Origin of the sequence: Paracoccus aminovorans, from assembly GCF_001546115.1 — a bacterium.
GTDB classification, from domain to species: domain Bacteria; phylum Pseudomonadota; class Alphaproteobacteria; order Rhodobacterales; family Rhodobacteraceae; genus Paracoccus; species Paracoccus aminovorans_B.
In genome coordinates this window covers 184,280-204,904 of sequence record NZ_KQ955211.1, presented here as the reverse complement: position 1 = coordinate 204,904, position 20,625 = coordinate 184,280, and the positions used below count along the sequence as shown (strand labels likewise).

The following is a 20,625-nucleotide window of genomic DNA, read 5'->3' as shown; positions in this document are numbered from 1 at the left end:
CGTTCAGGGCGCCATGATCGGCTGCACCGCAACCGACGCGGCCTGGCCGGCGGCGCGCAGTTCCTCCAGCACCCGGGGCAACAGCTGCGCCGCCGGCACACCCGAGGGCGCGGCCGCGACCGCCGCCAGCGGCGCCTCGGTCGTCAGCGCCACCAGCAGATAGGTCCCGGGCGCCTGCCCGCCCAAGGACAGCGCGAAGCCGAAGTCGCGCGCGCCCTCGCCCGGCGCGGCCAGCTGCGCCGACAGGTCATAGACCTCGCCCGTGGGCGGCACGATCCACAGCCACAGGTTGCGGTCCCGGCCCGCCTCGACCGCGCCGCGGATCTGCAGCTGCTGGTCACCGGCGCTGGCCTCGGCCCGCAGCAGCAGGGGCGGTGCCGGGCGGCCCGAGATCTCGCGCAGGAAGTCCAGCGCCGGGCATTGCGCCGCGCTGGCCGTCGCCTGCTGGACCGAGGGGCTGACCCCGAAGCGGCTGCCATAGGCCGCGACCACCGGCGCCGGTTGCAGGTCGCCCGGACCGATGAATTGCAGCTGGCCGGCGTTGGGACCGGCGGCGATGCGCTCGACCGTCGCGCAGGCCGGCAGCGCCTGCTCGGCCAGGAAGCCCTCGCGCGTCGAGGGGTCGCGCGGCGGCAGCCCGGCCGGCGTCGCGGCCGGGGCGTCGGGCGGCGCGACGGCGGGCTCGCCCGGATCCAGCATCACCCAGCCAAGGCCGGCGATCCCCGCCAGCAGCAGCGCCGCGCCGCCGATCAGCGGCCAGCGCCGCGGCTCGGTTGCGGGCGGCACCGGCGGCGTTTCGGCGGGCGGCGGCGGGGCCGCGCCGAAGGGACTGGCGGAATGCGCCGGCCCGCTGAGGCCGGAACCCAGGCCCGAGCCGGTCACGGCGCTGGCCTCGGCCTCGGCCAGCGGCGCGGCGGCGCTGTCCTGCCACAGCGGCAGGCGATAGCGCGAGGGGATGCGCGAGGGGTCGTCAAGCATCGCCAGCACCGCGCCCATGTCGGCGGGCCGCAGCGCCGGGTCGGGTTCCAGCATGTGCTGGAGCAGCGGGAACAGCCGGTGCGAGATGCCGGACAGGTCCGGGATGGCGCCGCGCAGGGCCGAGGCCGAGACCACGGAATCGCCCATGTCCAGCGGCTTGCCGCGCGCCACCGCGGCGATCAGCAGCGCCAGGCCATAGACATCGGTGCGCGGGCCGATCTTGCCGCCCCAATGGCCCAGCTGCTCGGGGGCGATATACTTGAACTTGCCGGCAAAGCGCCCGGCCAGCCCGTCGCCCAGCTCGGTCGAGCGGGCGATGCCGAAGTCGATCAGCACCGCCTCGGCGATGCGGTCGTCGCGCAGGATCACGTTGTCGGGCGACAGGTCGCGATGGGTGACGCCGCTATCATGGGCGCGCATCAGCCCGGCACCGATGCGGCGCATCAGCACCAGCACCTCGGGTTCGGACAGTGCGCCGTCGGTCTTCAGCCGCGCGCCCAGGTGCCGGCCCTCGACGAATTCCATGATCAGGCAATAGCGGCCCAGCCCGGGGTCGAGGACGAAGTTGTGATAGCGCACGATGGAATCGTCGCGCAGCTGCACCAGCACCCGCGCCTCGCGCCGGAACATCTCCAGCACCGCCTTGTCGTCGGCGAGGCCGGGCAGGATGACCTTCACCGCCACCGGGTCGCCGGTGAAGACGTTCTCGGCGCGATAGACCTCGCCCATGCCGCCGGCGCTGACCAGGCCGAGGATGCGGTAATTGTTGTTGATCAGCGTGCCGGGCTGGACCAGCCGCGGCTCGGGCGTGGCCGCGCCGGCGCCGATCACCGTGGGATCGGCGGCCGAGGCCATCACCGTCGCGTCGGGCGGCGCGGGACGGGGGGCGTCGGGGTCGGGGTCCGGGTCGGACATGGTCAGTCCAGCTCCTCGACCAGGGCCGGCGGCGCCTGGCAATCGACCACGATCACGCTGACATTGTCGCGCGCGCCCCGCGCCAGGGTCTCGCGGATCAGCGCTTCGGCGATGCTGGCGGCGCGGCCGGCCTGGCCCAGCAGCCGGGCGATCTCGGCATCCTCGAAATGCTCGGTCAGCCCGTCCGAGCAGATCAGGAAGCGGTCGCGGTCCATGGCGAGCCCGGTCACCACCTCGGGCGCGGCGGGGTCGCCGACGCCGATGGCGCGGGTGATGACATTGCGGCGCGACGAGGCGCGGGCCTCGTCCTCGGTCATCTGGCCGGCGGCGATCAGCAGCGCCACCTCGCTGTGGTCGCGGGTCAGCCGGGTCAGCCGGCCGTCGCGCAGCAGGTAGACCCGGCTGTCGCCGGCCCAGACGCAGGCCAGTTCGCCCTCGTGCAACAGCAGCGCCGCCACGGTCGAGCCGGCGCCGCGCGCGCCGTTCCGGCCGGCGTGGTCGAGGATGCGGCGATTGGCGCGGTCGATGCGGGCGATGACGCGCGCGCGCTGGTCCTGGGCGCTGACCGCGACGCCGGTCGAGGCCAGCTCCTCGACGATCATGCCGCTGGCGACCTCGCCCGCCGCATGGCCGCCCATGCCGTCCGCGACGGCCCAAAGCCCGAATTCGGGCAGCGCGATGACGCTGTCCTCGTTCTGGTCGCGCAGGCAACCCCGGTCGGTCAAGGCGGCGAAATCATAGCGGAAATTCGTGTTCATCTCGATCATGCCCCGACCTCGTCCGGTGCCGCGCGGGCGATCAGCCAGCCCAGCTCGGCCACGCCCGGCCAGCCTTGGCAGCAGGCGGCGCCCGACGGGCCGTCCCCGGCGCCGAACCACCAATAGCTGCGCCCGGCCGTGGCATGGGCATGGTCGGCCATGGCCAGCTGCGCCAGCAGCCGTTCGGGCGACAGCGCCGGATTGGCGGCCCAGAAGCCGGGCCAGTCGGGCACCGGCGGACCGGGCGCGGGCAGCGCCAGTGCGGCGGCCGCCGCGCGCGGATCGAAGCTGTCGGCGGCCAGCAGGCCGGCCAGCGCCGCCTCGGCCGCGTCGTGGAAATCCTGGCCTGGCTCCAGCACCGGGGGCGCCCCGCCCGCCTGCGCCAGGACCAGCGGAAAGCGCCGGCCGCTGCGGTCGCGCGACGGCGCCATGACGCCGCGCAGCGCCTGGCCCGCCCCGGTCAGCGCCGGGCCGATCCAGAACCGCACCACGGGCGCCGCATCGAAGCGCGGCTGCCAGTCCGGCCCCTGCGCCTCGCGCCATTCCCCCAAGCCCGCCTGCAACCAGTCCGCGAAACCCGGCCAGCCCTCGGCCAGCCCGGCCGAGATGAAGTCGCCGAAGCCCGGATGCTTGCCGTAAAGCCCTGCCGCACCGGCGGTCAGTCGATGCTCTGCGGGCATTGGAAATCCTTGATCTCGGGCATGGTGAAGGGGTTCGCCACCGCGTTGATGGTGAAGTCATAGGTGATGTTGCGCCCGCCCAGCATGAAGGTGGCGCGCAGCGTGTCGCCGCGTTGCTCCTTGTAGCGGGCGGCGGCGAGGAACTGCATGAAGGTCCAGGAACTGCCCTCGAATCGCAGCACCGAGTCGCGCTCCAGGGGCGGCGACAGTTGCAGGATGGTGGACTTGCCCGCCCCCGGCCAGACCACGGTGCGCGGCATCGAGCCGGTCGCGGTCTCGACCACGGTGTCGTTGATCGCCAGGATCGCCGAGCGCACGGTCGGATGCGCATCGACCTGCGCCACGGTGATCTCGACCGAAGGGCTGGTGCCGCCGCCCGCGAAAAACGCGCGGCGGATGCGCTCGGCCCGCTCGAACTGGCGCAGGGTGGCGGTGGACAGGCGCTGGGTGATCTCCTTGTCGGCGCGCCAGGTCAGCCCCTCGGGGGTGCGCTCGACATAGGGCTCCAGGTATTCGGTGAAATACTTGTCCATCTCGCCACCCGGGCCGAAGAAGCGGGCGAAATTGTCGATGGACAGGCTGCGCGAGCCGCTGCCGAAGGGATAGGCCGGCGCGATGGTGTCGCGGCACATGAAGGTGATGCGGTCGGTCAGCGCCCGGTTCATCACCTCGATTGAGGCATCCGAGGCGCCCGAGCGGAAATCGCCCTCGGCCTTGGTCACCATGCGCGCCAGCGGGTCGGGCAGCTGCGAATTGTATTGCGTCAGCGAATTCAGCAGCGTCGGCAGCGCGGCGGCCGACTGGTCGGGGTTGTGCTCGGCCAGGCGCAGGTTTTCCCAGACCGCGCCCAGGTTGCCCAGCAGCGTGTCGATGGGCCGCTTGCCCGGCTCGCCCGCGACCAGCAGCTGCCAGTTCTCGAAGGCTTTCGCGATGGCCTCGATGGGGGCGGTGACGCTGTTGGTCTCCTCCTCGGCCCCGGCGCCGGCGCGGCGCGCGGCCTTGCCTTGCTTGCGCATCGCCGCGTCCATCAGAATGCGCTGCACCCCGGACGAGCGCGACTGGATGCGCGAGGCCAGCGCATCGCCGATGCCGCCCGCCGTGCTGCCCTCGGCCTCGGCTTGGGCCTCGGGCAGCTCGCCCTCCAGCTGCTCGTATTCGCGGGTCAGCTGGGTCTGGTCGGCGACCGACTTGACCAGTTCCAGGATGGGCGAATTCTGCGCCTGCGCCGCCGTCCCCAGCGCGGCGTATTGCGGCTTGTCGGCGACCATCGAGGCCAGCGTCAGGTTGTCCAGCACCGTGTTCCAGGCGGCGATGAACTCGGCGCGGTAACGATCCAGCAGGTCGCGGTCCAGCCGCGCCAGCCGGCCCTCGATCTCGTCGGAATTGGCGTAATCGCCCAGCACCCATTGGTCGCGGCGCAATTCCTCGCCCACCACGGCCAGCTGGTCGTAGAAATAGCTCCAGAAGCCTTCATAGGTATAAAGCCCCGGCACGGTCATGGCCGCAATGTCGCTGCCGTCACGGGCGGCAAAGACCTGCGTCGCGGCATTGCCGCCCGCCGCCTGCACCAGCGCCCAGTCGGGCAGGCCGGCGGCGACGGCGCCGTCCTTGATGATGGCATAGGCCTGTTCGTCCAGCGGCAGCTGCGAGATCGCCGCCCGGGCCTTGTCCACCGTGGTCTGGTCCAGCGTCACCAGCAAATCGCGGCGGTCGTCCAGCGCCAGCATGGCCTTCAGGTGCCCGGAAAGCTGGTCGATCATCTCGAGCCCCGCGCGGCCGGGATAATCCTGCCGCCAGCTTTGCGCGAACCAGGCCTCGATGGCGGGGTCGTCGGTGGTCTCGCCCTGCTTGCCGAGCAGCAGATAGACCTTCAGCGCGCGATAGATCTCGGTCATTTCGCCCGAGGCGATGATCTCGGGCATCCGCCGTTCCAGGTCCAGGATCAGCCGCGGGCGCAGCATCCGCTCCAGCGCATTGGAATAGCTATCGGTCGCGACCTTGTTCAGGCGGTCGCGCTGGCTGAGGCCGAAGCCTTCCCACAGGCTGGGCTCCTCGCTGTCGCCATAGCCGGCGGGCATGCTGGCCAGATCGTTCAGCAGCGGCAGCACCGGCGTCAGGTCCGGATCGTCGATCACGTCGCGCTGCAACTCCTCGGCGGCGGCGCGGCGCCAGTTGGTGGTCTCGGCCTCGGCGGTGCGGACCAGTTCGCGGTTCTTCCAGTAGCTGACGCCGATGGCGGTGCCGGCGCCCAGCGTCAGCACCGCGATGGCAGCCAAGGCCACGCTGCGCAGCACGAAGGCGCGCCGCACCGCCTTGCGGTCATGCGAGACCCAGCCCTGTTCCGGGAACACCACCCCGCGCAGCAGGTCGTGGATGAAGAAGCTTTTGCCGCGCCCGGACATGAAGCTTGATCCGATGCCCATGCCCGGCTCCTGGATCGCGCCCAGCACCTGGTCGATGGGCGTGCCCTCTTGCGTGCCCGAGGTGAAGTAGAAGCCGCGCAGGATGGCGTTGGTCTTGTAGCGCGTGGGCTCGAACACCTTGCGCAGGAAGCCGGCCACGCTGTCGCGCAGCAGGGCCATCTGGCCCGGCAGGCCGAAGATGGCGATGCGGGCGACGCCATCGGGTTCCTCGCTGAGCCGGTCGATGATCTCGTCCGACAGGCGCGAGACCAGGCGGTCGAACTCGGCCGGCACCGCTTCATGCGTGATCGCCTTGCGGTCGGCGGTCTGGAAGGTCACGCCCCAGACCAGCTTGCGGCGGTTCAGGCTGAAGCTGCTGAAATATTCGCGGAAACCGGCGATCAGGTCGGCCTTGGTGAACATCACATAGACCGGGAAGTCGATCTTCAGATGCTCGTGCAGTTCCGCCAGCCGGGCGCGCACCGTCTCGGCATGGGATTGCAGCGTCGCGGCGTCCTGCTGCATCATGTCCTCGACCGAGAAGGACAGGATCACGCCGTTGATCGGCCGGTTCGGGCGGGTGCGTTTCAGCAGGTCCAGGAAGGCGTCCCAGCTGGCCTTGTCGGCCACCTTGTCGCTGTCCTGCGTGGTATAGCGGCCGGCGGTGTCGATCAGCACCGCATCCTCGGCGAACCAGAAATCCATGTTCCTTGTGCCGCCGAAGCCGCTGATCGCCTGGGTCTGCGCCAGCGGGAAATCCAGGCCGGAATTGGCCAGCGCCGTGGTCTTGCCCGCGCCGGGCGGGCCGATGATGACATACCAGGGCAGGTCGTAGAGCGAGGCCGCGCCGCCGGATTTCTTCAGCACCGCCAGGGCTTCGGACATCTTCTCGGCCAGCGCCTTGCCGTCGCCCTCGGGTTCGGGCGGGACCAGCGCCTGCTCGATGGCGCGGGCGGCGCGGACGCGGCGGCGCCAGCGCAGCAGCAGCACCGTCAGCGTCGCGGCCAGGATCAGCCCGACGATCAGCCCCCGCCAGAACACCGAGGCCAGCGGCCCCCAGCCCGTCATCGGCCCGCCGATCCAGACCGCCGCGCACAGCGCCGCGATGCCCAGCAGGGTGACGGTCCAGCGCCACCAGCCATGCTTGCTCCAGCGCGGGGTCGGGACGTAGATGCCTAGCAGTCTCAATTCGCGGCCTCCTGCGGGGCGGGGGCGTCATAGGTGCCCTCGCGCGCCAGCATGATCTCGACCCGGCGGTTGGCGGCCTGGCCCTCGGGCCTGGCATTGTCGGCGACGGGATCGTCCTCGCCCCGGCCCTCGGTCGTCACGCGGGAGGGGTCTTTCAGCAGCGGTTTCAGCACCTCGGCCACGCCCTCGGCGCGGGCGGCCGAGATCTGGTAATTGTCCTTGAACCGGCCCCGGCCCGAGACCGGCACGTTGTCGGTATGGCCCTCGATCAGGATTGGGCCGGGTTCGGCGTTCAGCACCTCGGCGATGCGGGTGGCCAGGTCGGCGAAGCCCGGCTTCACCGTGACCGAGCCCAGGTCGAACAGCTGCAGGTTGCCGACGCGGATGGCGATATAGTCGCCCTTGGCCTCGACGCCGACGCGGCCGTCCGCGATTTCGGCCGCGAAGGCGTCGCGGATGCGTTGCAGCTGCGGGATCTCGGCGACATAGACCTCGCCCGGGGTGCGGTCGATCTGGATCGCCGGCGCGTCCAGCGCCACGCCGCGCAGATCCTCGGCCGCGACGGCGGCGTCGCGATTGATCAGCGTCAGCAGCGTGGCAAAGGCGGCGACCAGCGCCACGGCGGCGATGCCCGCCACCGCCGGCACCGGGATGGCGCCGAAGCGGCGCGCCCTGCCCTGCACCACCGGCACCCACATCACGGAAATATCCTCGTCCGGGCGCGGATTCACCCGGCGCAGGCTTTCATAGATGGCGCTGCGGATGCGCGACAGCTCTGCCGCGCCGTTCGGCATGGTGCGGAACTGGCCCTCGAAGCCCAGGGACAGGCAGACCAGCATCAGCTCCAGCAGGTTGTAGTTCTGCGCCGGGGCATAGAGCGCCTTTTCGGCCTCCTGGAAGAAGCCGACGCCGGAATCGCGCTTGTGAAAGAATCGCGCGACCATGGAATATTGCTGCCAGTTGCCGCGGTCGGCGCCGGGCAGGTTCTGGACGATGTCGTCCGCGGTGCCCGACAGCGCGTATTTTGCCACCAGCGCCTCATGCGGGTTGATGCCGTGCGAGAGCGCATTGCGCTCGAAGCGGTCGATTTCGCGCGTGACATGCTCCATCAGCGGCGCGACCTGCAATTCGACGAGGCCAGTGCGCAGACGTCCCAGCAGGATCAGCAAGGGGGCAGCCGAGGCGATCAGCGGGTTCGCGGAACTGGCCGCGCCCAGATCGCGCACCTGCATCGCCTGCGCCTGCGGGATGCGCGGCGCGACGCGGTTCGGCTGCTGCGGCGTGGCGATGTCGGGAAAGAAGCCGCGCTGGTCCGGTCCCGCCGCCCGCCCGATCTGCGCGGGATCGGCCGGGCCGAAAGGGCTGTGCCCGCCCTGCCCCGGCGGCTGCCAGCCACCGGGATAGCCCTGATGGCCGGGGGTCGGTTGCTGTGCTGCCGGGCGCGCCGGACCGCCGATCCAGGTCTGGCCCTCGGCCGGCTGGCCAAAGGGCGAGCCCGAGCCGCCGCCTGGCCCTGGCCGCGACCAGTCCTGCGGGTGCTGACCCGGAAGCGGGCCGCCGAAGACCGTCTTGTCGCCGTCGTCGTCCTTGCCCGCCATCACGACCTCTCGGGCACCGCCCACAGTTCCAGTTTCAGGTTCGGCCAGTCGCCGGCGAAATGCATGCCGATGGCCGTCGCGGTCGAGAATTCACGCCACAGCGGCGAGTTGCGCTCCAGCCGGAAATAGACGTTCGAGGACAGCACCCGGATCTGCCGCGGCGGGTTCGGCAGGTGCTGCAGCGCGATGCCGGGCAGGTTGTTGTTGACGATTTCCGACATGCGGGTGTTCGGCCCGACCTTGCACAGTTCGGGGAACTGCAGCTGCACCTGCGACAGCGGCTTGGCGCTTTCGACCTCGATGATGAATGTGGCCTCGCGGAACAGGTTGCGATCCGCCACCGCCGCCAGATAGGAGTTCTGCCGGACCTGCTGCAAGGGCAGCCGGATCGCCCGGCCGACGTCGCGCGACAGCAGGCGCTGGATGTCGGCCACGATCTCGCCGAAACTTTCCTTGGGGTTTTCGTGGTCATAGGCCGGGTAATCCGGCGCGTGCCGGCTGGCGCTGTCGAAGCTGGCAAGCTCGCCCGCCAGCGAGACCAGTTCGCGGTAAAGCTGCTCGGGATGCACGGCCAGCGTCCGAGACAGGTGGCGCAAGACGCCGATCTGGCGGTTCAGCGCCATCAGCATCAGGTAGTCGCTGGCCTGCAAGCCGCCGCCTGCCGAGGGGTCGGTGGCATAGCGCGACAGGCTTTCCAGCCGCGCCTCGATCCAGCCGATGACCCGGGTCAGGTAGCCCATGACTTGCGGATGCGCGCCGATGACCAGCGAAGGCGGCGGAAAGGTCTCGTCCAGCGTGACCACGCCGTCGCGCAGCTCGGCGATGCGGGCCAGGCGGATGTTCTGATAGCCGGGGCGCGGGGTCTTGCGGATCGCGATCTCAAGCCGCGGCACGGCCAGTTCCAGCACCTGCTCGATGCGCGCGGACGAGGCGCTGTCGCTGACCGTCTCGGTCACGATGCCCCAGCGGGTCGTCGCGCCCTCGTCCTCATAGGGGGCGGCGTCGCGCATGTTGGGGCTGGAATCGGGCAAGGTCAACCAGACGAATTGCCCGGCCGCGTCCTCGGGCACCCGCACCGGCACCGGCAGCGGCCCGGTGCCCGGCGCGTCGAAAGGCGTGCCGTCGGGCATGATCCCGGCCACGGCGCGCAGCGCGATCATGCCCTGCTGCGCCTGGTCGCGGTCCAGCACCAGCTCGCCCACGCCCCAGGGATAGGGGGTGATCAGCCGGGTGCGGGCCTGGACCAGATGCTCGTGATAGCGGTCGGCCTGCTGCAGATGCTGGGGCTGCAGGAACAGCCCCTCTTTCCAGGCGACCTTGCTGAACCAGGACATGCGTCAGCGAACTCCCGTTCTCGTTGTGTCTTCCCGCGGCGGCGCGGCCAAACTAGCGACGCGCCGCCCGGGTGACCAGTCAGAATTGCCAGCGGAACTGGCCCGAGACGCCGACGCTGTCCAGCTGGTCGCCGAACCGGGCGTCGATGCGCGCCCCGGCGCTAAGCTGACGGCCCCGCGCCTTCGGTCCCATCACCTTGATCCAGTTGGCGCCGACGCTAAGCTCGCCATAGGAACCCAGGTTCTCGGTCGTCAGCGTCTCGGTGTTCTCGGCCGAGGCGAAAAGCGAGATCGTCGGGTCGGCGAAATCCTTGTACCAGGTGCCGGTCGCGAAGGCGTAAAGCGCCGTGTTGCGGCCGTTGTCGACGAAGGTCTTGGCCAGGGTGGCGCCGGCGAAGCCGATCTTGCGGGTGCTGTCCTTGAAGATCAGCGTGTAATCCTCGTCGAAGCGGATCGAGTCGGTGGACAGCTTCGACCAGGCGAAGCCCATGGTCGGCAGCACCGCCCAGCCGCTGTCCCCGATCGGGAAGCCGTAGCTGATCGAGCCGCTGAGCGTCTGGGTGTCCGAGGAGAAGTCGGTCTCGTCCAGGCCCAGGCCGGTATAGCCCGGCAGCGGCTTGTTCTCGATGGTGAAATCGGTGCGCTCGATGCGGTATTGCAGGTCGGCCTGGAACCGCCCCTTGGTCGCCGTGGCATAGAGCCCGGCATAGCGCTGCTCGAAATCGGTCGAGGTATAGGAGGTCAGGATCGAGGTCAGGTCCTGCGAGTTCGAGGGGTCGATGGCATAGACCGGCTGGCTGGTCGAGCCGCGGTTGATGCCGGCCAGCGCGCCGAAGGCCATGTTCCAGCCGCCGAAGCGGTTGTCGAAACAGGCCAGGTCGGTGCCGACCTGAAGGCCGTAGTAATCGGCATTCACCTCGGTTTCGACATTGCTGATGCCGTTGTCGGTGCGGCCGCTGGCGGTGGCGTGACCGCCGATGGCGCGGCCCCAGCTGCCGATGCCGCAGGGCTTTTCCTGGTCCTCATAGGCCAGGGCGGTGACGAAGGGGCTGGTCGGGCGGTTCACCACCGAGCCGATCAGCGACTGCACCAGCGCCACGTTGCCGAAGATCGCGCCCATGGCCGGGTTCAGCTGGCTGACCAGCTCCAGGTCGCCCTGGCGGTCCGATCCGGCGCGCTGCACCGAATAGACGATACGCTCGGACCCGGCCGGCAGGTCGCTGCGGGTATAGTTGAAGTCGTTGGCGCTGCCGAAACTTTCGTCGACGTCGATCAGCGTTACCCGCGCCCCGCGCTGCGGCACGGTATCGCGGTCGGTCAGGTCGAAATCCAGGTGGTAATTGCCATGCGCGGCGCCGCCCAGCACCTCGATCCGGTCGGCGGTCATGGTGCGCAGGTTCAGGTCCAGCCGATAGGTGCCGCTGCCGTTCAGGCCGCCGATGCGCAGCACGCCCGAGGTCGAATTGTCGGCCATGTCCAGAGTGCCGCTGTTCGTGACCGCGCCCGAGACGTGGGCCTGGTTGCCCGCCACCTCGACCGTGCCCTGGTTCAGCAGCGCGCCGTCCAGCAGGCCGGCCAGCGCCAACGTGGTGCCGGAGCCGACCACGGTGCGCGCCGCCGAGACCTGGCTGCCGGCGCCGAGTGTGTAATCGGCATTCAGCCGCAGGTCGCGGCCGATGCTGGCGCCGTCGCGCAGGACCAGCGTGCCGCCGTCATAGATCAGGTCGCCCGTGACCGTGCCGGCCAGCGTCGCCCGGCCCGAGGTCGCCAGCGAGCCGTCCAGCGTGCCCGCCTGGGTCAGGGTGCCGCGGTTCTCGAGATCGCCGGTCAGCCGGCCGTTCAGGAAGAAATTGCCGCCCGCCTGGTTCAGGATGCCGCCCGTCGCGGTCAGCCCGCTGCCGGCGACGATACGCGCCGTCGCGCCGGATTCGTTGCGCATGCCGCCCGCAACGGTGGCATCGCCGCCGCGGGTGGTGAAATTCCCGGCCTCGTTCACCAGCCCGCCGGCGAGGGTGCCGGCCAGGGTCAGGTCGGCGCGGTTGGTGACGGTGCCCTGGATGCGGCCGGCCCAGTCGGCGCTGCCGGTGTTCAGCACCGCGCCGGTGATGGTGCCGGCACCGGCCAGCGTGCCGGCATTGACCAGCGCGCCCTGCAGGGTGCCGTCGACGGTCAGCGCGCCGCTGGCCAGGTTCTGCGCCGCGACCGGCGCGCCTTGCGCGGCGTCCGGGTCGGCCATGGCCAGCCGGCTGCCGGCGGCGATGCTGGCGGTGCCGGCATTCAGGAACTCTTCGGTCGAGAGTGTGCCCGCCACGTCCAGCCGCCCGTTCCGGAGGTTGCGCAGCGACTGGACGCTGCCGCCCAGCGTGGCCGTGCCGGCGTTCTCCAGCATGCCGGCGATGGTGCCGGTGCCGGTCAGCCGGCCAAGGTTGCCGACATCGCCGGCGATCGTGCCGCCCGTCAGCGTGGCGGTGGCGCCGGCGCGGTTCGCAAGATCGGCCTGCAGTTGGCCGGCCAGGGTCAGGCCGCCGGCGTTCTGCACCGTCGCGGCCGAGGTCAGCACGCCCGTCTCGGCGATCGACATGGTCTGGTTGTTGAAAAGCTGGCCGATGTTCAGCCGGGCGCCGGTCGTCAGGGTGCCGTCGTTGACCAGCCGCCCGGTGATGCGCCCGCGCCCGTTCAGCGTGCCGGCACTGGCGACGTCGCCCTCGACCGTGCCGCCGTCCAGCGTCACGGTGCCGTGGTTTTCCACGAAGCCGTCCAGGGTGCCGGCCAGGCTCAGCCGGTCGTTGTTCACCATGCCGTCGTCGAGGCTGAGGCGGTGGCCCGCGCCGACCGTCACCCGCTCGTCATTGATCAGCGTGGCGACGCTCAGGTCGTCTTGCAGCGCCAGCGTGCCGGTGTTTTCCAGCCGGTCGACCCGGCCCGCGATAGTGGCATTGCCGGCATTGGCCAGCGTGCCGGTCACGGTGCCGGTCCCGGTCAGGGTGCCGCCATTCTCCAGCCGCCCCGCCAGCGTGCCCCCGGCCAGCACGGCCGAGCCGCGGTTGCTCAGCGTGCCCTCGATCCGGCCGGCCAGCGTGGCGCGGTCGTTGTTGACCAGGGTGCCGTCGCCGCGCAACGTGCTGCCGGCGGCGACATTCAGCACCTCGTCATTGACCAGCGAGCCGACGCGCAGCGTGCCGCTGCTGGTCAGGGTGCCGGCATTGGTGACGGCGCCCGTCACCCGTCCGGCCAGCGTGGCCGTGCCGTTGTTGGCCAGCGCGGCGATGGTGCCGTTGCCGGTCAGCGTGCCCGCGTTCGTCACCGTGCCGGCGATGGTGCCGCCGTCCAGCGTCGCGCTGTCGTGGTTGACCACATCGGCCTCGAGCCGGCCCGAGACGATCAGCTCGTTGCCGTTCTGCACCGCCGTGTCCGATTGCAGCGTGCTGCCCGCGGCCACGTCCACGAGGCCCGCGTTCTGCACCGAGGCGACGCTCAGCCGGCCCTGCGAGGTCAGCACGCCGGTGGCCGCGTTCTCCACCCCTCCCCCGACCCGCCCGGACAGGGTGGCGCTGCCGGCATTGCTCAGCGCGCCGGTGATCGTGCCGCTGCCCGAGGTCTGGCCCAGGTTGACGACCCGGCCGTCGACCGTGCCGCCGTTCAGCGTCAGGCGGCCGTTCGCCTGGTTCTGCACCATGCCGTTCAGCCGGCCGGCGACGGTCAGGCGGTCGCGGTTCTCGACCACGCCGGTCGCGGTCAGCACCCCGGTCGAGGTGATGTCGACCACCTCGTCGTTCACCACCCCCGCCACGGACAGGCTGCCGTCCTGGGTCAGGGTGCCGGTATTGGTGACCGTGCCGGTGACCGTGCCGGTCATCTCCATGCTGCCGCTGTTCGTCACCCCGCCGGTGATGGTGCCGGCGCCTTGCAGGTTGCCGCTGTTCGTGACCGATCCGGCCACCGTTCCCGCCGCTAGCGTCGTGGTGCCCGAATTGTCCAGGTCGCCCGTCAGCTGGCCCGAGAGGTTCAGCTCGGCCTCGTTCTCCAGCGCCGTGGCCGTGGTCAGCGTGCCCGCGACCTCCATCACCCCGTCGTCGTGGTTGCGCACGCTCTGCGCCGTGGCCGTGGTGCCGGCGTCGATGGCAAGGGTGCCCTCGTTCGTCAGGGCGCGGACATTGTTCAGTGCGCCGCTGGAATCGGCATCGGTGGTGACATGCAGGTCGCCGCGGTTGTCGAGATCGTGGCCGCGCATGTCCAGCCCGGCCGAGACGGTGATGTCGCCGCTGGTATCGTTGGTCAGGTTGCCCTCGAGGAAGGAATCCTCGCTATAGGTGACGGTGCTGCGGTTCAGCAGGTCGCCGATGATGTCGACGTTGTTCACCGTGCCGCCCTCGTTGGCGAACAGGTCGGCGACGATGGTCAGCGTGTCCTCGGTGCCGTTGGTGCCGTCCACCCGGCCCGAGTTGGTGAAGATGCCGTCCACGCCCAGGGTCACGCTGCCATTGGTGCCGTCCAGCGTCAGCTGGTTGCGGTTGGTCAGGTCGCCGTTCACCTGCGACGAGGAATTGACCAGCAGCGTGCCGCGGTTGGTCAGGTTGCCGTTGACCTCGGCGCCGTCCAGCGTGACCGTGCCGCTGGCGCTGTTCTGGATGCCGGCGGTGCCGTTCACGGTCACGGTGCCGGCGATGTTCAGCGCGCTGCTGTTGTCGATGCGCTGGGTCGCGGTCACGGTCTCGCCCGCGTCGACGGTGGCGGTGCCGGAATTGTCCAGCCGCTCGACCTGAAGGTCGCCGGTCAGGTTCAGGGTCTGGTTGTTGTCGAGCGTGCCCACGGAACCGCGCGCGTTCAGCACGCCGTCGTTTTCCAGCGTGCCGGTGACGCTGCCGCCGTTCAGCGCCGTGGTCGCGCCGGCCCCGTTCAGCAAATCGCCCGCGATCGTGCCGGCGACCGTGGCCTGGCCCCGGTTCACCACGCGCTGGTCGGCGGTCAGGACATGGCCGGCGCCGACGGTCATCGTGCCGGTGACATTGTTGGTCAGCTGCCCGACCCGGACGTCGCCCGAGGTGGCCAGGATATTGTCGTTCGTCAGCCGGCCCGCGACCTGGCCCGCGATATTCATCGTCCCGGCATTGTCGACCCCGCCCGAGATCGCGCCGTTCGCGCCCATGTTGACCGTGCCGGTGGCGCTGTTGTCCAGCCCGCCGCTGAGGCTGCCGTTGACGGTCAGCCGGTCGTTGTTCTGCAGCGCCCCGCCGGTGCTGGTCAGGCTGTCGCCACCGCGCACGGTGACCTGCTCGTCGTTGACGAGCGTTCCGACCGTCAGCGCGCCGTCGGTGGTGACGGTGCCGGTGTTGCGCACCTCGCCCGAGACGGTGCCCCGGCCCGTCATGCCGCCGGCGTTGTCGAGATCGCCGTCCAGCGTGCCGCCTTCCATCGAGAGACTTCCGTCGGCGTCATTGACCAGATCCGCTGAAATCTCGCCCTGCAAGGCGATGTCGCCGCTGTTCTGCAACGCATTGGCGACGCTGAGCCGACTTCCCTCCTGGACGATAAGCTCGCCGCCGTCGTGGTTCTGCCATTCATCGGCCGAACTATCGCTGACCACATAAGTCTGGCCGTAGTCATCGACCCGGCCATTCACCGTCCCGAGGATGTTCAGCCGGTCGTTGTTGCGCACATCCCCCGTGACCTCTCCACGTAAGGCGAAGAAACCGTCGTTGACCACATTGCCGGCCAGAGCACCCTGCCATCCCAGGGCCAGCGTGCCAGGACCGTCGATGTGGACGTCGCCGTCAACGTCAATGTCCAGTACCAACTCGTGGCCGCTGCCGACCCAAAATTCCAGCGGGTCGCTACCATTGGCATTCAACTCCCCGCCCCAAAATCCGTCACGCCTCAGCCGGAAATCGCCGCCGTCCAGCCGCAGCCCCGCCGCCGTGACCGGCCCGCTGACCCGCATGGTGATCCTGCCGGAAGGCGAGCCGGTGATCACTCCGGTTTCATTCGCCGGCAGGTTGTCATGATCGCCGTCGGCATCAAGCCAGATCTGGCTACTGTCCGACCAGCCTTGGTCCACGCGCGAAAGATCCAGCTCCATGTCCGCCCGCGCCGCCCCCGGCAGCGCGGCGAGCGAGATCAGTGCGGTGGTCGCGAAAAGGCGCGAGCGGGCGAAGCGCCGCAGCGGCAGGGAAATGTCCGATATGAAAACTGGCAGCATCTGAATTCACTTTTTGCGAAGGAATAATGTGGCACGCACGGAACTCTGCTTAACAGGGTTACTTTGGCCCGCCGGGCCTGCACAAGTCCCGAACCGCCCCCTGCGGCGATTTTCGCGCTCAGCCGGGGCCGGGATGCCGCATCCGGTCCACCTCGGCCACGAAGGCGCGCAGCGCGGCGGTCAGCGGCCGGGCCGGCATGGTCTCGACCGCCGCGACCGCGCCGCCGGGGCCGGACATGCGCCGCTCGGCCCAGTCGCGCAGTTCGGCCACCGTCCAGCGGCGCAGGAAGGGGTTCGCCGCCACCACCGCGCCGCCCATGACGCTTTCAACCGATTGCGCCGGATCGGCCCGCAGCGCCATATCCGCGCCACCCGGGCCCAGGAAATGCGCCAGATACAGCCGTCCGGCCGAGACGGCATGACCGCGCGCGCGCAGGAAGGCCTCGTTCTCCTGCGCGAGATGGCGCACCATCTGCCGCGACAGCGCCGCGTCCAGCCGCAGGTCCAGCACCTCGCGCGGCGACAGGCGCGCCACCAGGTCGGGGCGATAGCTGCGCATCATCCGCAGCCAGGTGCTCTCGATGAACTGGCCAAGCCCGGTCGCGGTCGAGCGCGGGTTCTTCGCCGCCGCATCGCCGCCGCTCTCGACCCGGATGATATGGCCGATCAGCGTCTCGATGGAATCCGAGGCCAGCACCTCGCCCCCGCCGCCCAGGAGCGGCAGCGGGTCGACCGGCGTGCCGTCGCGCAGCAGTTGCAGCGCCAGCCCCGGCTCGGCCCGGCCCGGAGCGACGCCGGCGCGGCCGATGACGGCGCCTTGCGCCAGCTCCGCCCCCTGCGCCACCTCGGGCGCAAGGCCCAGATAGCGGCTGACCAACCCGCCGGGATGGGTGATCTCGACCAGGCCCGCGCCAAGCGCCGAGACCCGCCCGGCGGCGACCGCCAGCACCGGGCTGCCCTGCGGCGCGCTCCAGACCACCTGGCCACGGCCCTCGGCCGCATCGCCCGGCACGAAGCGCTGCGACAGCACCCCGCCCACGGGTTGCAGCAGCGCCGCCCCCTCCGCGCGCCGGACCCGCGCGCCGGGGGCGTAGCATTCGAAACCCTCGGCCGTCGGCACGACATAGCAGGGCTTGTCGCCCGAAGGCCCGCTGACGCCGACGAACAGCACCGCCCCCGGCCGCTCGGCGGCGGCATCGGCATAGATCAATGTCAGCCGGTCCTGCGCATCGGCGAAGCCGTCCAGGTCGAAGACCTGCGACATCAGCGCCAGCGCCTCGCCGATGACGGCGGGCGGCACGTCGCCGCGCAGCGCCGCGGAATAGATCACGTCCAGCAGCCGCTGCTGGCCCTGCGGCGGCGCGGCATCGCCGGCGCGCGCCATGGCGTCCTGCATCAGCGGCTGGTCGGCCCAGGCATCGGCCGAGGCCGCCAGCTGCCCCGCCGCCGACAGCGCCAGCGAGCCGAGATAGCCCTGCGGCCCATAAAGCGACAGCTGGATCACCTCGCGCCCGCCGTCGCGCGGCCGCCAGCGCAGCGCCAGCACCGTGCCGCGCGCCAGCTTGCCGTCCATCGCAAGCTGGCTGTGCAGGCGCTCCTCGACCCGGGCCGCGGCCCCGGCATCGAAGCCGTTTTCCGAAAGCAGCGCCGCGGCCGTGGTGTCGCGCGCGGTCTCCAGCACCATCTCGCGCCACAAGGGCACCCGGCTCGCGGCATCGCGCAGGAACAGCACGCCCGCGCTGGCATCGGCCTGGGCCGGCGCGGCAAGGCTGGCGTTCATCAGCCGCTCGCGGCCGCGCTCGGCCTGGAACAGCGCGAATTCCTCGCGCGTCGAGGGCAGCGCCGCCACCAGCTGCCGGTCCTGCGGCACCAGCGTGCTGTCCAGAAGCCGCACCCCCGCCGCCGCCCCCGGCACCCGCCCCGAAGCGGTCAGCGCCGGCGGTGCAGGCAGCCGGCGCGTCTCGGCCTCGGCACCGTCGCCGGGCGGCGGGATGATGATCGGGTCGCCGGGAATGTCGGTGAAGGTGTCGCCGCGCACCACCGGGGCGATGTCGAATTGCGATTCGACCTGCACCATGGCCGGCTCGGACGCCAGCAGGGCCGAAAGGCGCGGCCACAGCCAGGCCCCGAGCCCGGCCAGCACCAGCGCCGCCAGCGCGCCGCGCAGGGCAAGGCCCCGGCGCCGACGCCGGCGCGCGCCCTGGCCCATCTGGCGGAAACGGGGGTCGATCCCGGTCATGGCCTAGCGGAACAGGCCCGAACCCATCAGCGACGGGTTGATCTGCCGGCTGGGCGTGGGCTGCTGCGCCGGCGCAGGCTGGCGGCGCGGCGCGGCCTGCTGGGCGCGGCTGGCCGCAGGCGCGGCGCGGCTTTCGCGTGCCGGGGCAGAGCGCGCCGCGGCGGCGCGGGGCGTGGCCGCGGGCTGTGTCGCGGCCGTGGCCGGCGCGGGGCATTGCAGCTCGCCCCGGCGCAGGATGGCGCGGAAGAGGCCGGTGTCCGGGCGCGCGTCCGCCTCGGCGCCGGCCGCCTGCGACCAGCGCCGCACCGCCCCCGCCGAGCCCGCGCCCCAGGCGCCGTCGATGCTGCCGGCATAGCAGGCCATGCGCCGCAATTCGGTCTGGATCGCCTCGGCCAGACGATCGGCATCGGGATCGAAGGCGCCGTCGCCCAGCAGGCGCTCGAAAAGCCCGGCGTCGCGCTGTCGGATCGCCTGGCGCGATTCGAAGGCCAGGCCCAGCGGCCCGCGCGGATCGAAGCCGGCCAGCACGGCAAGGTCGCCGACGATGATCGAGGGTTGCGGCAGACCGGGACGGGTCGGGGGCTGCGGCCCGCTGTCGGGCAAGGGCGCGGGCATCGGCGCGGCCACCGCCTCGATCACCTGGCCCGAGGGCAGCGGCGTGATGACCAGCCCCTGCGCGCCGGCCGGCGCCGTCCAGCCCGCCAGCACGACCATCGCCAGATATGCCCCGCGCCTGCCCATCCCCCCCTCAATTCGGCCTTGGCGTGGCGAAGACCGTCCAGTCGGCGCGGTCCTGGGTGTCGATCTCGGCGAAACGGGCGTCAAGATAGCCGCGCAGCAGGCAGTCCCGCTGGCCCTCGATCTGGAATCGGCGCGGTGCCACGCACATCGGAATCGCCCCCGCCAGCACCTCATTACCGAACACATCGGCGGCGAAAATGTAATAATAGCGTGAGCGCAGCGGGTCGCGTTCCAGGGTGGCGCATTGGTTCGGCGCCACCCGCCACCAGCCCCGGGTGGCGAAATCCTGCCCCGAAGGGCGGGCCAGCGCCACGTTCAGCACGTCAAAGGACTGATTGCACAGCCGAAGCTCGGCCCATGCGGCTGCCGGGCCGAGTGTGGCCAGCACGCCCAAGGCCAGAATTTTCAATTCAGGGTTGATAGAGCGCCGATTGAGCACCGCTTTCAGCCATGTTACAGCCCGGGACGGGCAAAGGAGTTTCAACAGCATGAAACCGATCCTGACAGCGGGCGCAACCTTTCCGCGAGGCCGGGGCCCTGGCTTGCGGGCGGCCGCGCTGCTGGCGGTGCTGGCCGGGCCCGCCCTGGCGCAGCAGGACGCCCCCGCCGCCAAGCCGCTGCTGCTGGAGCTGAACGGCGCCGTCACCACGAAGGACGGCGGCTGCCAGCTGACCCTGGTCGCGACCAATGCGCTGCCGACCGGTCTGACCCGCGCCGCCTGGCAGGTGGCTATCTTCGACCGCGCGGGCGCGGTGCAGGGCCTGCCGATCCTCGACTTCGGCGCGCTGCTGGCCGGCAAGACCAAGGTCGCGCAATTCGCCCTGCCGGGCCAGGGCTGCGACGGCATCGGGCGCATCGTCGTCAATGACGTGGCGGAATGTCTGGCCGAGGACGGCTCGGACCAGCGCATGGCCTGCCTGACCGGGCTCGAGGCCCGCAACCGCAGCGAAATCGAGTTCGGATTGTAAATGTTCGCCGACCTGCCGCTTGTCACCTGGATCGTCTTTGCCGCGCTGGCGGGGCTTTCGGTGCTGACCCTGACTGTCGTGATCTTCAAGCTGATGCAGTTCCGCCGCATGGGCGTCGGCGGCCACCGCCTGGCCGAGGCGATCCTGGACGACTGGCTGAACGGCCGCCCGGACGAGGCGCAGCGCAAGGCCAATTCCGGCCGCACCGTGCTGGCCCGCGTGCTGGGCGCCACCATGTCGGGCCTGCGCGCCCGGCCCTCGGAACCCGGCTATGGCGAGGAACTGGCCCGCCAGGTCGCGCTGGCCGAGCTGGTGCAGATGGGCGCGCGCATGCGCCTGCTGGAGGCCGTGGTGCAGATGGCACCGATGCTGGGGCTTCTGGGCACGGTCATCGGCATGATCGACGCTTTCGGCAACCTGGCGCTGAGCCAGCAGACCTCGGACCCGCGGCTGCTCGCCGGCGGGATCTGGACGGCGCTGACCACCACGGCGGCCGGGCTCGCCATCGCGCTGGTCGCCTATTTCGTCTCGGCCTGGCTGGAAGGCCGGATAGAGGATGAGCGCCAGGGTATCGAGCTGGCCGTTTCGGCCGCGATCCACGGCCGGATCGCGCGGCCCGGACGCTAGG

The 20,625-nt window shown here is 70.9% G+C and carries 12 protein-coding genes; 2 read left to right on the top strand and 10 right to left on the bottom strand.

Features of this window, described 5'->3' with window-relative positions; translation table 11 throughout:
• Positions 1-3: 3 nt before the first annotated feature.
• From ASV56_RS21175 to ASV56_RS21130, 10 genes are all read right to left on the bottom strand, one after another.
• Positions 4-1,893, bottom strand: coding sequence for a serine/threonine-protein kinase (locus tag ASV56_RS21175; RefSeq protein ID WP_062563947.1), 1,890 nt, complete (start codon positions 1,891-1,893; stop codon positions 4-6).
• Positions 1,894-1,895: 2 nt separating this feature from the next.
• A complete protein-coding gene (locus tag ASV56_RS21170; protein ID WP_253880211.1) occupies positions 1,896-2,660 on the bottom strand; it encodes a PP2C family protein-serine/threonine phosphatase in 765 nt (254 codons plus the stop codon).
• Entirely contained in the window at positions 2,657-3,331 is a 675-nt protein-coding gene (gene tagF / locus ASV56_RS21165; RefSeq protein ID WP_062563946.1) for a type VI secretion system-associated protein TagF, read from the bottom strand. The genes ASV56_RS21170 and tagF overlap by 4 nt, the downstream gene beginning before the upstream one ends.
• A complete protein-coding gene (gene tssM / locus ASV56_RS21160) occupies positions 3,310-6,921 on the bottom strand; it encodes a type VI secretion system membrane subunit TssM (protein ID WP_062563945.1) in 3,612 nt (1,203 codons plus the stop codon). Before tssM ends, tagF begins: the two co-directional genes overlap by 22 nt.
• The gene (gene tssL, locus ASV56_RS21155) at positions 6,918-8,519 is read right to left on the bottom strand and encodes a type VI secretion system protein TssL, long form (RefSeq protein WP_062563944.1); all 1,602 of its coding nucleotides are present in this window, start codon (positions 8,517-8,519) and stop codon (positions 6,918-6,920) included. Before tssL ends, tssM begins: the two co-directional genes overlap by 4 nt.
• On the bottom strand, positions 8,519-9,853 hold the full coding sequence (tssK, locus tag ASV56_RS21150) for a type VI secretion system baseplate subunit TssK (RefSeq protein WP_062563943.1): 1,335 nt from the start codon (positions 9,851-9,853) through the stop codon (positions 8,519-8,521). Before tssK ends, tssL begins: the two co-directional genes overlap by 1 nt.
• Positions 9,854-9,932: 79 nt before the next feature.
• Entirely contained in the window at positions 9,933-16,049 is a 6,117-nt protein-coding gene (locus ASV56_RS21145; protein WP_062563942.1) for a hypothetical protein, read from the bottom strand.
• A 118-nt stretch (positions 16,050-16,167) separates the two neighbouring features.
• A complete protein-coding gene (locus ASV56_RS21140; protein ID WP_062563941.1) occupies positions 16,168-18,288 on the bottom strand; it encodes a peptidoglycan DD-metalloendopeptidase family protein in 2,121 nt (706 codons plus the stop codon).
• Between the two features lie 3 nt (positions 18,289-18,291).
• Complete coding sequence (locus ASV56_RS21135; protein WP_062563940.1) at positions 18,292-19,029, bottom strand: hypothetical protein; 738 nt, start codon at positions 19,027-19,029, stop codon at positions 18,292-18,294.
• A gap of 7 nt (positions 19,030-19,036) precedes the next feature.
• Positions 19,037-19,519 carry a DUF1036 domain-containing protein gene (locus ASV56_RS21130; RefSeq protein ID WP_253880209.1) on the bottom strand — a complete coding sequence of 161 codons (483 nt, stop codon included), beginning with the start codon at positions 19,517-19,519 and terminating at the stop codon, positions 19,037-19,039.
• Between ASV56_RS21130 and ASV56_RS21125 the strand changes: the two genes are divergently transcribed.
• Together ASV56_RS21125 and ASV56_RS21120 are read left to right on the top strand one after the other, a co-directional pair.
• A complete protein-coding gene (locus tag ASV56_RS21125) occupies positions 19,518-19,997 on the top strand; it encodes a hypothetical protein (RefSeq protein WP_062563938.1) in 480 nt (159 codons plus the stop codon). The two genes, ASV56_RS21130 and ASV56_RS21125, sit on opposite strands and share 2 nt — an antisense overlap.
• Positions 19,998-20,624: a MotA/TolQ/ExbB proton channel family protein gene (locus ASV56_RS21120; protein ID WP_062563937.1), complete on the top strand. Its 627-nt coding sequence runs from the start codon at positions 19,998-20,000 to the stop codon at positions 20,622-20,624.
• Position 20,625 lies beyond the last annotated feature (1 nt).

Bases quoted from the DNA above. Each gene is read 5' to 3' on its own strand.
- ASV56_RS21145 (WP_062563942.1), bottom strand. From the start codon at position 16,049: ATGCTGCCAGTTTTCATATCGGACATTTCCCTGCCGCTGCGGCGCTTC.
- ASV56_RS21175 (WP_062563947.1), bottom strand. From the start codon at position 1,893: ATGTCCGACCCGGACCCCGACCCCGACGCCCCCCGTCCCGCGCCGCCC.
- ASV56_RS21140 (WP_062563941.1), bottom strand. From the start codon at position 18,288: ATGACCGGGATCGACCCCCGTTTCCGCCAGATGGGCCAGGGCGCGCGC.
- ASV56_RS21170 (WP_253880211.1), bottom strand. From the start codon at position 2,660: ATGATCGAGATGAACACGAATTTCCGCTATGATTTCGCCGCCTTGACC.
- tssL (WP_062563944.1), bottom strand. From the start codon at position 8,519: ATGGCGGGCAAGGACGACGACGGCGACAAGACGGTCTTCGGCGGCCCG.
- tssK (WP_062563943.1), bottom strand. From the start codon at position 9,853: ATGTCCTGGTTCAGCAAGGTCGCCTGGAAAGAGGGGCTGTTCCTGCAG.
- tagF (WP_062563946.1), bottom strand. From the start codon at position 3,331: ATGCCCGCAGAGCATCGACTGACCGCCGGTGCGGCAGGGCTTTACGGC.
- ASV56_RS21135 (WP_062563940.1), bottom strand. From the start codon at position 19,029: ATGGGCAGGCGCGGGGCATATCTGGCGATGGTCGTGCTGGCGGGCTGG.
- ASV56_RS21130 (WP_253880209.1), bottom strand. From the start codon at position 19,519: ATGCTGTTGAAACTCCTTTGCCCGTCCCGGGCTGTAACATGGCTGAAA.
- ASV56_RS21120 (WP_062563937.1), top strand. From the start codon at position 19,998: ATGTTCGCCGACCTGCCGCTTGTCACCTGGATCGTCTTTGCCGCGCTG.
- ASV56_RS21125 (WP_062563938.1), top strand. From the start codon at position 19,518: ATGAAACCGATCCTGACAGCGGGCGCAACCTTTCCGCGAGGCCGGGGC.